This is a genomic window from Nocardioides sp., from assembly GCF_964229035.1.
GTDB lineage: Bacteria > Actinomycetota > Actinomycetes > Propionibacteriales > Nocardioidaceae > Nocardioides.
On the sequence record NZ_CAXRAZ010000026.1, the window covers coordinates 40491 to 54290 of the forward strand.

Here is a 13800-nt window from a genome sequence, read left to right on the forward strand (position 1 = left end):
GCCGCACGGCAGCGACCGTCGAGACCGACGGCCTTCTGCGCACCGTGGTGATCGCCGCTGTTGCCGGGTGGACGATCTTCGCCGGCTTCGCGTTCTGGCGCGCCAGCTACGACCTGGTGATCGCGTCCAGTGCCGCGGCGTTCCTGGGCGCGGCTGCACTGACCCCGCCGTCCGATCCTGTGCGGGTGTGGCTGTACGCCGGGACAGGCCTCATCATGCTCGCCTGGTGGCTACCGGCTCTTGCCCTCAGGAAGCGATCGGCCCACCCTCGGCACTAGACGCCACCCACCCGAGGACGACGCCCGCGAACCCCGCGGCGTCTTCGACCGGGGCCAGGTGCCCCACGCCCTCCAGCTCGCGCACCGCGGCGCCCATCCCGCCGGCGGCCGCCGCGGCCGCCTCCCGCACCGGCAGCGACAGCCCGCCGTAGGTCACCAGCACCCGCCCTGCAGTCGCAGGCAGGGGAGCAGGCTCGAAGCCGCGGAACATCGCCAGCTCGCGCGCGGTGACGGCGTCGTCCCCCTCGGGACCGCTGCCGAGCGACCATCGCGGCCCGTAGAGCACCGAGCCGAGCCGGGCCGTGCCGCCCTCGGCGAAGGCCGCGGCCACGGGGGAGAGGAGGTCGGGCACGAGCGAGCCGACAGCCGGCTCGTGCAGCACGGCTCCGGCGAGCGGCAGGCCGGCGCAGGCGGCGGCCAGCCCCAGCGTCGCTCCGCCGCTGACCCCGACCACCCACGCGCCCGAGGAGAGATCGGCCAGCCACGCGAGCTCCCGCGTCAGGTCGCCGGTGCGCGGGCGCTCGGGCGCGACCACCTCGCAGCCGGCGGCGCGCAGCAGGGGCACCACGTCGTCCCAGATCGTCGGGGTGGTGGCGGTGCCGTGCACGAGCACGAGGCGGGGGTGCAGGGGATGGCTCACGAGCCGCGAGCCTAGGGCGCCCGAAACGCACCGGGGAGTGCTGTCGAGCGTTCGTAACCGAGCGCGCCGCACCGGCGAAACATTCGGGGTCCAGCCTCGTATACAGCGCCGGATACACCGGCGCCGGGCACACCGACATCGGCCTCGGGACGACAGGGACGCACTCCATGACGACGACCGCACCGCCCCCGCGCACCCGCACCGCCGCGGCGCACCTGCTGCGCGAGCGGGCCTACACCGAGGTGAGGAGGATGGTCATGCTCGGCGAGATCCCCACCGGCCTGCGCCTCACCGAGGAGGCCATCGCCGAGCAGCTGCAGGTGTCGCGCACCCCGGTGCGCGAGGCGTTCGTCCGCCTGCACGCCGACCGCCTCCTCAAGCGCTACTCCGACGGCGGCTACTACGTGGCCGAGATCGACCTGTTCGACCTTCGCGACCTCTACGAGCTGCGCCTCACCCTCGAGCTGCGCGGCATCACCCGCGCGCACGAGGTCGGCATCGACCACGACCGCGACGCGCTCGTCGAGCTGCAGGAGGAGTGGGAGGGCATCCGGCTCGACCCGCCGGCGCCGGACGGCTCGTTCATCGAGCTCGACGAGAGCTTCCACCTCAGCCTGCTGCGGGCCTCGGGCAACCTCGCGCTCGCCGAGATGCTCGAGACCATCAACGTGCGCATCCGCCCCGTGCGCACCTACGACTTCCTCAGCGCCGACCGCATCACCTCCTCGATCGGCGAACACCTCGACATCGTGCGGGCGCTGCTCGCCGGCGAGATCGACCTCGCCGCCGACCGCCTGCGCGAGCACATCGGCGCCTCCCTCGACATCGTCGAGCAGCGCGCCGCCGACGCCATGCGGCAGCGCTCCCTGCGCAGCCGCCGCACCCGGGAGGCCTGATCCCATGCGCCCTGAACCCCTGCTCGAGGTCCTCGGGCTCACCAAGCACTTCGGCGAGGTCAAGGCCAACACCGACGTCAGCCTGCAGCTGTGGCCCGGCGAGGTGCACGCGCTCGTGGGCGAGAACGGCGCCGGCAAGTCGACGCTGCTCAAGATGATCTACGGCGTCTACCACCCCGACTCCGGGCAGCTGCTCGTCGACGGCAGGGAGGCGGTGATCGCCAGCCCCGCCGACGCCCGCAAGCGCGGCATCGGCATGGTCTTCCAGGATCTCCGCCTCGTCCCCGCCCTCACCGTCGCCGAGAACGTGGCCCTCGCCCTACCCGAGGGCATCACGCTCAAGCTCGGCCGCCTCGCCGCGCGCATCAGCGAGGCCAGCCGCGAGTTCGGCCTTTCGGTCAACCCCGACGTGAAGGTCGGCCAGCTCTCCATCGGCGAGCGCCAGCGCGTCGAGATCCTCAAGGTGCTCATGACCGGGGCGCGCCTCGTGATCCTCGACGAGCCCACCAGCGTGCTCGCTCCCCAGGAGGTCGAGTCGCTCTTCAGGGTCGTCGACCACCTGCGCCAGCAGGGCTTTGGCGTCGTGATCGTCACGCACAAGCTCGACGAGGTGCGCACCATCGCCGACCGCGCCACCGTGCTGCGCGGCGGGCGCACCGTGCTGTCGAACGTGAACCCCGCCGACTACACCAACCCCGAGCTGATCGAGGCGATGGTGGGCCGCTCGGTGGCCGACCTCGACCGTACGGTCGCCACGCCCAGTGCCAGTGCGGCCGCCGACCCGGCACTCGAGCTGCGCGGCGTCGACTGCGTGGGCGACAAGGGCAACTTCGCGCTCAAGGGCGTCGACCTCGTCGTCCGCCCCGGCGAGCTGGTCGGAGTCGCGGGGGTGGCCGGCAGCGGTCAGCGCGAGCTGTGCGAGGTGGCTCTCGGCCTGCGCAGGCCGTCGTCCGGCACCGTGCGCGTGGACGGCGCGGAGGTCCGCACCCCCGCGCAGGCCCTGGACGCCGGCGCCGTCAGCATCCCCGAGGACCCCGTCGCCGACTCGGTGGTGGGCCGCCTCGACGTGACCGGCCACATGGTGCTCGACGGACGCCGCTTCCCGAGCCGGCGTCTCGGCATCGACTGGCGCAAGGTCCGCCGGCGCACCGAGGAGAGCGACGGCCGCCTGGGCTTGAAGATCGCGGCCCAGCACCGCAAGGTCAGCGAGCTCTCGGGCGGCAACATCCAGCGCGTCGTCCTCACCCGCGAGCTGGCCATCGAGTCGACGCTGGTCGTGGCCGCCTACCCCAGCCGCGGCCTCGACATCGCCAACGTGCGCCGCACCCAGGAGATCCTGCTCGAGCGCCGCGACGCCGGCGCCGGGGTGCTCATGGTGAGCGAGGACCTCGACGAGCTGATGAGCATCGCCGACCGCATCGTCGTCATGCACGACGGGCACATCGCCGGCGAGGTCACCATCGCCGACTTCGACCGCCAGGCCATCGGCGAGCTGATGATCGGAGGTGCCGCATGAGCGCCGCCGCCCCCGGAGCCCCCGGAGCCCCCGATGCGACCGACGCCGTCGAGGCGGGCCTGGCCAGCCTGCGCGCCCGTCTGGCACCCGTCGCCCCGGCACTGCGCTGGATCGGCGCCCTGCTCGGTGCCTTCATCATCTTCAGCATCCTGCTCGCGATGAAGGGCGCCGACCCGGTCGCCACCTACCAGGGCATGTTCGCCTCCACCTTCCAGCGCCAGCGCTCGCTGGAGGAGATCGTCGTCCAGATGACGCCGCTCATCCTCGGTGCACTCGCGGTGGCCGTGCCCGCGCGCGCCGGCCTCACCAACGTGGGCGGCGAGGGCCAGATCATCATCGGCGCCGTCGCCGCCTGCGGTGCCTTCCTCCTCCTCGGGGACGACGCCGCGCCCGGTCTCCTGCTCGTCGCGATGCTGCTGGCCGCGGCCGTGGCGGGCGCACTGTGGGCGGGCATCGCCGCCGCGATGCGTCTGGTCACCGGCGTCAACGAGGCGATCAGCACGCTGCTGCTCAACTTCGTCGCCCTCGACGTGCTGCTCTTCCTCATCTACCAGCCCTGGCGCGAGAACCCCGTCGGTCAGCCCACCACCAGGGAGCTCGCCGACCCCGCCAAGCTGTCGGTGCTCAGCGGCACCCGCATCAACATCGGCATCATCGTTGCGCTGGTCGCGGTCGTGGTGGTGGCCTACCTGCTCAACCGCACCCGCTGGGGCTTCCGCATCTCGGTGGCCGGCGGCAACGCCGAGGCGGCGCGCCGTGCCGGCCTCAAGGTGTGGGTGCTGGTGCTCTCGGCACTGATGATCGGCGGGGCGCTGGCCGGGCTCGCCGGGATGATCCAGTTCGCCGGTGTGGAGTACAAGCTGCGCCCCGGCTTCGGTGCCCAGCTCGGCTACACCGCCTTCCTCGCCTGTTGGCTGGCGCGTCACCGCCCCGCGTTCATCGTCGTCGCCGCGTTCGTCTTCGCCTCGCTCTCGGTGGCCGGCGACTCCCTGCAGCTCGACTCCGGGCTGCCCGCCGCCTCGGTCAACGTGCTCACCGCGCTGATCCTCGTGGCCGTGCTCGGCTTCACCGCGACCCGGAAGAAGGCATCCGCATGAGCCTCGCAGTCGACGTCGTCGCCGGCGGTGTCGCCGGCGGCACCAGCATCATGTACGCCGCCCTCGGCGAGACCGTGAGCGAACGCTCCGGCGTCATCAACCTCGGCGTCGAGGGCTCCATGCTCGTCGGCGCCCTCACCGCCTACGCGGTGGGCGTGGAGACCGGCAACCCCTGGGCCGGTGCGCTCGCCGGCGCGATCGCGGGCGGCGTGCTGGCCTTCGTCCACGCCTTCCTGGTGGTCTACCGCGGCGCCTCGCAGATGGCCTCCGGCCTCAGCCTGCTCTTCCTCGCCCTCGGCCTCACCTCCCTCTTCGGCGCCACCTACGTGGGCCAGGCGGTGGTCGGCTTCGGCACCTGGGACGTGCCGCTGCTCAGCGACATCCCGGTGCTCGGGACGGTCCTCTTCCAGCACGACCCGCTGCTCTACGTGAGCTTCGCACTCGTGCCGGCCGTGTGGTTCGTGCTGTTCAAGACCCGCGCCGGGCTGCTCGTTCGCACGGCGGGGGAGCGGGCCGACTCGCTCGTCGTCCACGGCTACGACGTGCGGCGCACCCGCACCGCCGCCGTCACGGTGGGTGGCATGCTCGCCGGCCTCGGGGGCGCCCACCTCTCCACCGCCTACGCCAACGCGTGGTTCGAGAACATGGTCTCGGGTCGTGGCTTCATCGCCGTGGCGCTCGTGATCTTCGCGGTGTGGAGCCCCTGGCGCGTGATGGGCGGCGCCTACCTGTTCGGCTGCGCGATCGCCCTCGGCCCCGCCCTCCAGGCGCGCGGCTACGGCATCAACCAGTTCCTGCTCGACGCGGTGCCCTTCGTGCTCACCCTCGTCGTGCTCACCGTCCTCGGGCGCCGGACATTGTCGTCCTCGCCCGCGGAGCTCAAGAGGGTCTTCGAGAACGCTCCCTCGACCGGCTGAACCCCCGCAACAGCGCACCGCGCCCCGACGGAGCTGGCACTCGAAGCGGGACGCGGCGCGTGACACGAAAGGAAATCCATGTCGATTCGCCACAGTACCGGCCGGACGGTCGTCGCGACCTTCGCGCTGGCCCTCGCCCTGGCGGGGTGCTCCTCGGCCACCGAGAGCTCGGACAGCACCGACAGCTCGGGCAGCTCCGCGCCCGGCAAGGACACCGCCGCCGTCGGCTTCATCATGGTCGGCCCCAAGGACGACTACGGCTACAACCAGGCCGTCTACGAGGGCAGCGAGGTCATCAAGAAGGAGTTCCCCGACCTCGATGTGCTCACGGCCGAGAACGTCCCCGAGGACGACACCGCCGCGACCACCATGGAGCAGATGATCGACAAGGGCGCCAAGCTGATCTTCGCCACCAGCTACGGCCACCTGGACGCCGCGCTCAAGGTCGCCGAGGAGCACCCCGACGTGGTCGTGGTGCAGCAGGGCAACACCATCACCACCGACATCCCCAAGAACGCCGGCACGTACTTCGGCACCGTCTACGAGCCGATGTACCTCGCCGGCATCGCAGCCGGTGCGTCGACGAAGAGCGACAAGCTGGGTTACGTCTACGCCTTCCCGATCCCGCAGACGATCGCCAACATCAACGCCTTCGAGCGCGGTGCGCAGTCGGTGAACCCGAAGGCCGAGACGATCACCGTCAGCACCTCGTCGTGGTGCGACCCGGGCAAGCAGCAGGCTGCCGCCGAGAGCCTGCTCAGCCAGGGCGTCGACGTGCTCACCCAGCACCAGGACTGCACCGCCACGGTGATCCAGGCCGCCGAGAAGGCCGGCGCCATGACGGTGGGCTACCACGCCGACGCCTCGTCGCTGGCCCCGAAGGGCTGGCTCACCGGCGCCGTGTGGGACTGGGGTCCGCTCTACACCGACATCGTCAAGACCGTCGTCGCCGGCGACTTCATCGGGAGCAAGTTCAACGACAACTACCGCGTCGGCTACAAGACCGGCACGAACCCGTTCGTGCTCGCGAAGTACGGGCCGGACGTCACCGCCGACACCCAGGCCAAGATCGACGAGGCCCAGACCTTCCTGGGCACCGACAAGGGCTCGCCCTTCGTCGGCCCGGTGAAGGACCAGTCCGGCGCGGTCAAGATCCCCGACGGCACCGTGCCCAGCTACGCCGACAACGACGCGATGGACTTCTTCGTCGAGGGCGTCGTCGGCAAGCTCGCCCAGTAGCGCCCGGGAACGGAGGTTCACGATGACGACCGTCGCCGCCACCACGCCGTACGCCTGGCCGTACGACGCCGCGTTCACCGCCGTGCGCACCGCCCTGCTGGTGGTGCGCACCCAGGGAGCGCCCCCGGTGCCGGCGGCGGTCGTCGACCTCGCCACCCGCCTCCAGGACGACGGCGGGACGGTCGTGCAGGTCGCGACCGCCCCGCCGCGGCACTCCCCGACAGCCCGCCCCCCGGGGGCTGTCGGGGAGGCCGGTCCTCCCGACCCCCCGGTGCCGGGCCTCGCCGCCGACCATCACGTCGCGGCCACGGGCACCGACGGCTTCTTCGGCTCTCCCCTCGACGCGGTGCTGCGTCGAGCCGGGTGCGACCAGCTGCTGCTCGCCGGCGCGTGGCTCGAGACCAGCGTGCACTCCACGCTGCGCTCGGCCAACGACCGCGGCTACGAGTGCCTGCTCCTGCTCGACGGCTGCGTGCCCCACGACCCCGCGCTCGTCCCTGCTGCGCGCTCCCAGATCGAGATGTCGGGCGGCATCTTCGGCGCGGTCGGCTCGCTGGCCGACGTCGCGGCCGCACTCGCCTGACCACTGCAACCCTCCACCCCCAGCCACCCTCGTTCGAGAGGAACCCGCGATGACCACCTTCGGACCCGTCGAGGCCGAGCCCTACGCCTGGCCCTACAACGGCAGCTTCAGCCCCGCGACCACCGCCCTGATCAACATCGACTGGCAGGTCGACTTCTGCGGCCCCGGCGGCTACGTCGACCGCATGGGCTACGACCTCAGCCTCACCCGTGCCGGGCTGCCCGCCACCCAGCGGGTGCTCGCGGCGGCGCGCGAGGCGGGCCTGTTCGTCGTCCACACGCGGGAGGGGCACCGACCCGACCTGGCCGACTGCCCGCCCAACAAGCTGTGGCGCAGCCAGCAGATCGGCGCCGGCATCGGCTCCGACGGCCCGTGCGGGCGCATCCTCACCCGCGGCGAGCCGGGCTGGGAGATCGTGCCCGAGGTGGCGCCGATCGAGGGCGAGCTCGTGATCGACAAGCCGGGCAAGGGATCGTTCTACGCCACCGACCTCGACCTGCTGCTGCGCACGCGCGGCATCACCCACCTGATCTTCACCGGCATCACCACCGACGTGTGCGTGCACACCACCATGCGCGACGCCAACGACCGCGGCTACGAGTGCCTGCTGCTCACCGACTGCACCGGGGCCACCGACCGCGGCAACTACGAGGCCGCGCTGAAGATGGTGACCATGCAGGGCGGCGTCTTCGGCGCCATCGCGCCCTCCGACGCCCTGCTGTCGGCGATGGGTGCCAGCTCCCTGGCCGCACCCGCATGACGGCGGCGGCCCTCACGCTGGGGTCGCTGCGCGAGCGCTACGCGGCCGGCGAGTCGCCGATCGACGTCGTCGAGGAGGTGTTCGCGCGCCTCGCCGCCCGAGGCGACGACGGCGTGTGGATCACCGTGCTCCCGATCGAGCAGGCGCGCGCCGCGGCCGCAGCTCTCGACCCGGCCGATCGCGAGCGGCTCCCGCTGTGGGGTGTGCCCTACGGCCTCAAGGACAACATCGACGTCGCCGGCCTGCCCACCACCGCCGCCTGCCCCGCCTTCGCCTACCACCCCGAGCAGGACGCCGAGCTCGTGCGGCGCCTGCACGCGGCCGGCGCGCTGCTGATCGGCAAGACCAACCTCGACCAGTTCGCCACCGGGCTCAACGGCACCCGCAGCCCCTACGGGGTGCCGCGCAGCGTCGGCGATCCCGCGCTGATCCCGGGCGGGTCGAGCTCGGGCTCCGGGGTGGCCGTGGCGGCCGGGATCGTGCCGTTCGCCATCGGCACCGACACCGCCGGCTCGGGCCGGGTGCCGGCGGCCCTCAACGGCATCGTCGGGCTCAAGCCCTCGGTGGGTCTGGTGTCGGGGCGCGGCATGCTGCCCGCCTGCCGCTCGCTCGACTGCCCGTCGGTCTTCGCCCACAGCGTCGAGGACGCCGCAGCGGTGCTCGCCGTGATCGCCGGCGTCGACGAGGACGACGCCTGGTCGCGGGCGCTGCCGGCGCCTGTGGCGACACCGCCCCCGACGCCCGCGCACGGCCTGCGACTGGCCGTCCCGGACACGATCGACTGCTGGGGATCACGGGGCGAGCAGGCCTCGTGGGAGGCCTGCCTCGAGCGTCTCGGCGCCGCCGGCGTCGAGCTCGTCCCGGTCCCGATGGCCGCCTTCTTCGAGGCGGGCGACCAGCTCTACTCCGGCGCTTGGGTCGCCGAACGCCTCGACGGCCTCGAGCTCTTCCTGCACGACCACGCGGACGACGTGTGGCCGCCGGTGCGCGAGATCCTCGCCGGGGCGGCGTCCGTGCGTGGCGTCGACATCTTCGCCGGGCTCGACCGGATGCAGGGTCTGCGGCGCGTCGTCCGCGGCCTCCTCGACGGCGTCGACGCCCTGCTCGCCCCGACCGTCACCGAGACCTTCACGATCGCCGAGATGCAGGCCGATCCCGTCGCTCTCAACAGTCGGCTCGGCCGCTTCACCACGTTCACGAACCTGCTCGACCTCTGCGCCGTGTCCCTGCCCGGAGTCGCAGCCGACGGCACCCCGTTCGGCGTGCCGCTCGGGCTCACGCTGCAGGCCTCCGCCGGCCGGGACGCCGCACTGGCCGGGGTGGCGATCGCCGTGCGTGACGCTCTCGGGGGGCGGGCGTCGTCCACGATCGCCTCGACTGCCACGCGGCGCGACGACTGGCTGGAGTTGGCCGTGGTCGGCGCCCATCTCGAAGGCATGCCGCTGCACCGCGACCTCGTCGATCGCGGAGCCGAGCTCGTGGCGCGCACGGCCACCGCGCCGGCCTACCGGTTCTACGCCCTGCGCGGGACGACGCCGCCCAAGCCGGGGCTGCGGCGGGTGCGCGACGGGGGAGCGGCGATCGAGGTGGAGGTCTACCGACTGCCCCTGGCGAGCGTAGGCAGCTTCCTCAGCACCGTCGTCGCACCGCTCGGCATCGGCCAGGTGGAGCTGGCCGACGGCTCCGTCGTCCACGGCTTCGTGTGCGAACCCTGGGCGCTCGAGGACGCCGACGACATCACCGGCCTCGGCGGTTGGAGGGCCTACGTAGCAGGGGGCGCGAGCTGAGCCCTGCCCTCACTCGCTCAGTCGGCCCATCGGACGCTCGCGAGGACCGCGTCGCTGAGCTCCCGGAACTGCTGGGCGTCGAGGTTGACCGAGTCGATGTCGATGGTGGCCACGAGACCGGACCCGCTGTCGAGAACGGTGCCGATCCTCGTCGCGATGGTGGGCCCGTCCGCGCCCGCCACCACGTACGAGAGGCGGTCGTCGACGATGCGGTCGGGTCGGGGCTGAAGACGAACCGTGGCGCCGCCGGAGCCCGCGTTGACCCGAGCGAGGTCGCGCAGCGTGACGTTGCGGACGACGTTCTGCTGGCCGATCGACACGTTGATGGGCGCCCGCGTGCCGTCGGGCAGCGAGGCGGTCCCCGAGGCGAGCTGGAGCCTCTGCGCCCTCGTGACCCTCCAGGTGATGCCGCCGAGGATGTCCGCCGGAAGGGTCAGGCTGGCCGCGTCGACCTTCAGCGTCTCTCCCGGCGCGACACTCGGGGCGGCGGACGACGGGTCCGCCGATCCCGCGGTCCCGGACGCGTCCGCAGTCGCGGGGGAGCTGCCAGCAGGTTCGGGACGCGACGAGGGCTCCTCGCCGCCGCACCCGGCCAGCAGGCTGAGACTGAGGACGACGGCCGCCGTCGCGAGCGCGTTCCGGTTCCCCACGTCGTCACCTGGTCGTCGCAGCCCTACCCCGGGTCGGCGGTGCGGTGACGTCGCCCTGCTCGCGGTGATCACTCCGACCAGGTGAGGGAGTCGAGGAGGTCGTCCACCAGCGCGTCGTGCCGTGCGGCCGGGAGTCGCCGGGTCGTCAGGGAGACGCCGACGATGCCTCCCGCGGCCTCGTCGACCACCCGACCGGCCTCGGTGACCCGCTCGTCGCCGTCCGCGCCGGTCTTCACGTACATGAGGCGTCCGTCGACCGTCCGGTCGTCGAGGCGGCGCAGCGCGATGCCGCCCACGCTCTCGTCGTCGCGCTCCGCGAAGTCGGCGAGGGTGAGGGGGCCGCCGATGTTGGCGGTGTCGAGGGTGACGCTGACGCTCGCGATGTCGTCGTCGGGCAGGGTGAAGGCGGCGGAGGCCAGCTGCAGGCGCGAGCTGCGGGTGAACTGCCAGCCGTCCGCATCGGGTCCGTCGGTGGGCAGCGTGAGCGTCGCCTGAGGGATCGTCAGCGTCGGTCCGTCGGCCACCGGTGCGGGGCTGGACGGCGGTCCGTCGGTGCTCGACGCGGATGCCGACGCCGATCCCTTCGTCGGCGCCGGGGCCGCCTCGCCGGTTCGGTCGCCGCTGCTGCAGGCGCTCGCGGTGCTCAGCAGGACGACGCTCAGCGCCGACACCGCTGCCTGACGGATCGTGATGGAGGACCTCATGGGCTCAGAACTACCCGCTCAGCCGCCCGGGCGAACCTCGGGGACAGCCTTCGGCTGTTCCGGCCTGTGAGGCTCACTCGGTCCACCTGATGCCTTCGAGGATCGAGTCGACCACCGACGTGTACTCGGCGGCGGGGATGTCGAGGGAGGAGACCTTGATGTTGACCACGAGACCGGTGCCGGGGTCCACGACGGTGCCCGCCTCGGTCGCGCTCTCGTCGGCCTCCGATCCGGTGACGACGAAGATGAGTCGGCCGTCGACGACGCGGTCCCGGGCCGGGCGCAGTTTGATGGTGCCGTAGGTCGCGTCGGCGTTGATGGCGGCGTACTGGCGGAAGGTGGTGCCGGGCTGGAGCTTGGGTTGACGCAACGACACGTCGACGTAGGCAGGACTGCCATCGGCCAGAGTCGTCTCGCCGCTGGCCTGCAGAAGCGTGGGCGTGCCCGTCACGGTCCACCGGAGGCCGTCGTCCTCGGGCAGGGTGAGGGAGGCGGCGGGGATGGTCATCGGCGTTCCGGGCGTGGCCGCCGGGCTGGATGACGGCGAGGGCGACGTGGAGGACGATTCGGCGGAGCCGGTGGGGGCGCCGGTCGAGTCCTCCCGAGATGTCGGCTCGTCCTGGCTGCCGCAGGCGCTGGTGAGGCTCAGGGCCAGGATCACGACGACGGGTGCCACGGCACGACGCGAGATCATGGGCCTTCCCGACCCGCTGGCCCGTCGGGTCGAACCTCGGAATCGCGGTTCAGCCGGCAGCCCACCGTCTCGATGGTGTTTCGACGCGGGGTCTCGGGGGTAGGCGGGGCCCACGCGCCACTCGGGAACCGGAGGCCCTGCATGTTTCCACCTGACTTCGTCCGTTCGATCCGACCGGAGGACCTCGCCGGGACGGAGGCGACCGGACTCGACCTGGTCGACTCGACCATTGCCGAGGTGATCGCCGAGCTGACCACCCAGATCGGCACGCTGAAGGAGATCGACTTCGAGGCCAAAGCCCACATCGGCACCGCGTCGCTGGGCGCGGGCGACGTCGCCGAGCAGCTGACCTATCACCACGCACGCGCCTACGGCGTGGTGGTCGACACGCTCAAGGAGATGATCGGCGACCTCGTGGCGTTCCGCGACTCGGTCCGCGAGGCGCGTGAGCTCGTGCGTCGCTCCGACGAGGCCGCGGCCGCCGAGATGACTCAGCTGATGTCCACCACCGAGTCGCTCGACCTCGGCGCCCGGGCCCAAGCGGAGTCGCAGTATGCCCACCGCGACACCGTGGCGGTCGACGACGAGCGCTTCGACCGTGCTGACGACGAGCCCGTCGTCACGCCGGGGCCCCCGGCGAGCGGCACCGACGAGGGGGCCGTCCGATGACCGGCCAGCACATCCAGGATCTCAGGCGGCGCACGGCTGGGATGGACTCCGGTGACGTGAGCGTCAGCCGGGACGCCTGGGAAGCCGGAGCCCTCGCACTCGATCGCGTGGCCCAGGCGCTGCGCGGGGCGGCCCCCAAGCTGCGCGAGGGGTTCGGCGCGGGTTCGGAGATCGGGGAACGATCGCACGCGGCGTTCGACTCCACCGCCACGAAGATCTCCGATCGGCAGGCCCAGCTGCACAAGGCGGGCAATCGTCTCAACGACGTCTACTTCTCGATGAAGAAGGCCCACAACGTGGCGCAGAACGTGCCGGATGCTCCCGGTCCCGCTCCCACGATGCCGCCCACCACCGGCGACGACCAGGACGACGTCACCACGCTGAAGATCTTCGCGGCGCAGACCGCGAGCCACCGTCGGGCCGAGTCGGCCTACGCGGACGCCGACGAGAAGGCGCGCCAGGCCATCGAGGAGCTGCGCACCAGCTACACCGAGGCGTCTGCCGTGATGCAGGAGATCCACGGCGATCCCCGCGACCCCTACGGCGACCCGTCCGGCACCGGCGGCGCCCCCATCGGTGGACGCGGCGGCGGCGCGCCCGGCACCACCCGCACCGCCTACGTCAGCGGCGGTGGCGGGGGGAGCCAATGGGTCTCCGGAGGCGGCGAGGGCACCGGCGCCGGCGGCACCGGCGAGGGCGGGTCAGGCACCGGTGAGGGAGGCTCGGGCACCGGCTGGAACGGCGGCGGATCCGGAGGCGGCACCTCCACCGGCGGCGGCACGGGTGAGGGCACGGGCGAGAGCACGGTCGGCGCAGGCACGGGCGGCGGAGGCGGCGTCCACCCCGGCGTGATCGCGGCCGGCGCGGCCGGCGCCGGTGCGCTCGGCGCCGGCGTGTTCGGCGGTCCCCGCATGGTCGACGGCATCCGCAACCTGATCTCCCGCGGCGGCAGCGGCGCCGGCGCGATCGGCGCCACCGGTCGCACGGGCGGTCCCGGTTCGCTGGGCCGCGTCGGTTCGGGGGCGGGCGAGACCGCGGGCGGTGCCCGCTCGGCGGGCGGCGGCGTGGGCGGTCGCGGTGGCGCGGCCGGGGCCGGCGGCCGCGGCGCTGCAGGATCCACCGGCGGTCGCGGCGCCGCTGGATCGGCCGGTGGCCGCGGAGGCGCGGGCGGCCGAGGCGGTGCCGGAGGTCGCGGAGGCGCTGCCGGGCGCGGCGGCGCGGGAGCGGGGGGCGGCTCGCGTGGTCGTCAGCGTGACGACGAGCGGGGTGAGAAGCGCGACCTCTTCGACGACGGTCGCGACTGGATCGACGACGAGGGAGCAGCGCCCGGCGTCCTCGACTGAGGACGCCGACGGCACCCTTCCTCCCAG

The 13800-nt window shown here is 72.8% G+C and carries 16 protein-coding genes; 12 read left to right on the top strand and 4 right to left on the bottom strand.

Annotated features, from left to right (window positions below; all coding sequences use genetic code 11):
- Nucleotides 1–44 precede the first annotated feature (44 nt).
- On the top strand, nucleotides 45–278 hold the full coding sequence (locus tag ACERUN_RS08410; RefSeq protein ID WP_370289442.1) for a hypothetical protein: 234 nt from the start codon (nucleotides 45–47) through the stop codon (nucleotides 276–278).
- On the opposite strand, the gene ACERUN_RS08415 is transcribed toward ACERUN_RS08410, so the two are convergent.
- The gene (locus ACERUN_RS08415) at nucleotides 247–918 is read right to left on the bottom strand and encodes an alpha/beta fold hydrolase (RefSeq protein WP_370289443.1); all 672 of its coding nucleotides are present in this window, start codon (nucleotides 916–918) and stop codon (nucleotides 247–249) included. The two genes, ACERUN_RS08410 and ACERUN_RS08415, sit on opposite strands and share 32 nt — an antisense overlap.
- Before the next feature lie 167 nt (nucleotides 919–1085).
- Here ACERUN_RS08415 and ACERUN_RS08420 point away from each other — a divergent pair, with 167 nt between their 5' ends.
- The 8 genes from ACERUN_RS08420 to atzF all read left to right on the top strand — a co-directional run bounded on the left by ACERUN_RS08420 (nucleotide 1086) and on the right by atzF (nucleotide 9713).
- Nucleotides 1086–1814, top strand: a complete 729-nt coding sequence (locus ACERUN_RS08420; protein WP_370289444.1) for a GntR family transcriptional regulator — start codon at nucleotides 1086–1088, stop codon at nucleotides 1812–1814.
- Between the two features lie 4 nt (nucleotides 1815–1818).
- Nucleotides 1819–3330 carry an ABC transporter ATP-binding protein gene (locus ACERUN_RS08425; protein WP_370289445.1) on the top strand — a complete coding sequence of 504 codons (1512 nt, stop codon included), beginning with the start codon at nucleotides 1819–1821 and terminating at the stop codon, nucleotides 3328–3330.
- A complete protein-coding gene (locus ACERUN_RS08430; RefSeq protein ID WP_370289446.1) occupies nucleotides 3327–4427 on the top strand; it encodes an ABC transporter permease in 1101 nt (366 codons plus the stop codon). The genes ACERUN_RS08425 and ACERUN_RS08430 overlap by 4 nt, the downstream gene beginning before the upstream one ends.
- Nucleotides 4424–5344, top strand: a complete 921-nt coding sequence (locus ACERUN_RS08435; RefSeq protein ID WP_370289447.1) for an ABC transporter permease — start codon at nucleotides 4424–4426, stop codon at nucleotides 5342–5344. Before ACERUN_RS08430 ends, ACERUN_RS08435 begins: the two co-directional genes overlap by 4 nt.
- Before the next feature lie 78 nt (nucleotides 5345–5422).
- Nucleotides 5423–6583, top strand: a complete 1161-nt coding sequence (locus ACERUN_RS08440; RefSeq protein WP_370289448.1) for a BMP family ABC transporter substrate-binding protein — start codon at nucleotides 5423–5425, stop codon at nucleotides 6581–6583.
- A gap of 22 nt (nucleotides 6584–6605) precedes the next feature.
- Nucleotides 6606–7166, top strand: a complete 561-nt coding sequence (locus ACERUN_RS08445; protein ID WP_370289449.1) for an isochorismatase family protein — start codon at nucleotides 6606–6608, stop codon at nucleotides 7164–7166.
- 49 nt (nucleotides 7167–7215) lie between these two features.
- Complete coding sequence (locus ACERUN_RS08450) at nucleotides 7216–7926, top strand: cysteine hydrolase family protein (protein ID WP_370289450.1); 711 nt, start codon at nucleotides 7216–7218, stop codon at nucleotides 7924–7926.
- Entirely contained in the window at nucleotides 7923–9713 is a 1791-nt protein-coding gene (gene atzF / locus ACERUN_RS08455; protein WP_370289451.1) for an allophanate hydrolase, read from the top strand. Before ACERUN_RS08450 ends, atzF begins: the two co-directional genes overlap by 4 nt.
- 17 nt (nucleotides 9714–9730) lie before the next feature.
- On the opposite strand, the gene ACERUN_RS08460 is transcribed toward atzF, so the two are convergent.
- On the bottom strand, nucleotides 9731–10363 hold the full coding sequence (locus tag ACERUN_RS08460) for a hypothetical protein (protein WP_370289452.1): 633 nt from the start codon (nucleotides 10361–10363) through the stop codon (nucleotides 9731–9733).
- Between the two features lie 68 nt (nucleotides 10364–10431).
- A complete protein-coding gene (locus ACERUN_RS08465; protein WP_370289453.1) occupies nucleotides 10432–10887 on the bottom strand; it encodes a hypothetical protein in 456 nt (151 codons plus the stop codon).
- A 28-nt stretch (nucleotides 10888–10915) separates the two neighbouring features.
- Between ACERUN_RS08465 and ACERUN_RS08470 the strand changes: the two genes are divergently transcribed.
- On the top strand, nucleotides 10916–11044 hold the full coding sequence (locus ACERUN_RS08470; RefSeq protein ID WP_370289454.1) for a hypothetical protein: 129 nt from the start codon (nucleotides 10916–10918) through the stop codon (nucleotides 11042–11044).
- Nucleotides 11045–11140: 96 nt separating this feature from the next.
- On the opposite strand, the gene ACERUN_RS08475 is transcribed toward ACERUN_RS08470, so the two are convergent.
- Nucleotides 11141–11743 carry a hypothetical protein gene (locus ACERUN_RS08475; protein WP_370289455.1) on the bottom strand — a complete coding sequence of 201 codons (603 nt, stop codon included), beginning with the start codon at nucleotides 11741–11743 and terminating at the stop codon, nucleotides 11141–11143.
- 255 nt (nucleotides 11744–11998) lie between these two features.
- Here ACERUN_RS08475 and ACERUN_RS08480 point away from each other — a divergent pair, with 255 nt between their 5' ends.
- A complete protein-coding gene (locus tag ACERUN_RS08480; protein ID WP_370289456.1) occupies nucleotides 11999–12430 on the top strand; it encodes a hypothetical protein in 432 nt (143 codons plus the stop codon).
- A gap of 56 nt (nucleotides 12431–12486) precedes the next feature.
- Nucleotides 12487–13773: a hypothetical protein gene (locus ACERUN_RS08485; protein ID WP_370289457.1), complete on the top strand. Its 1287-nt coding sequence runs from the start codon at nucleotides 12487–12489 to the stop codon at nucleotides 13771–13773.
- The last annotated feature ends 27 nt before the right edge of the window (nucleotides 13774–13800 follow it).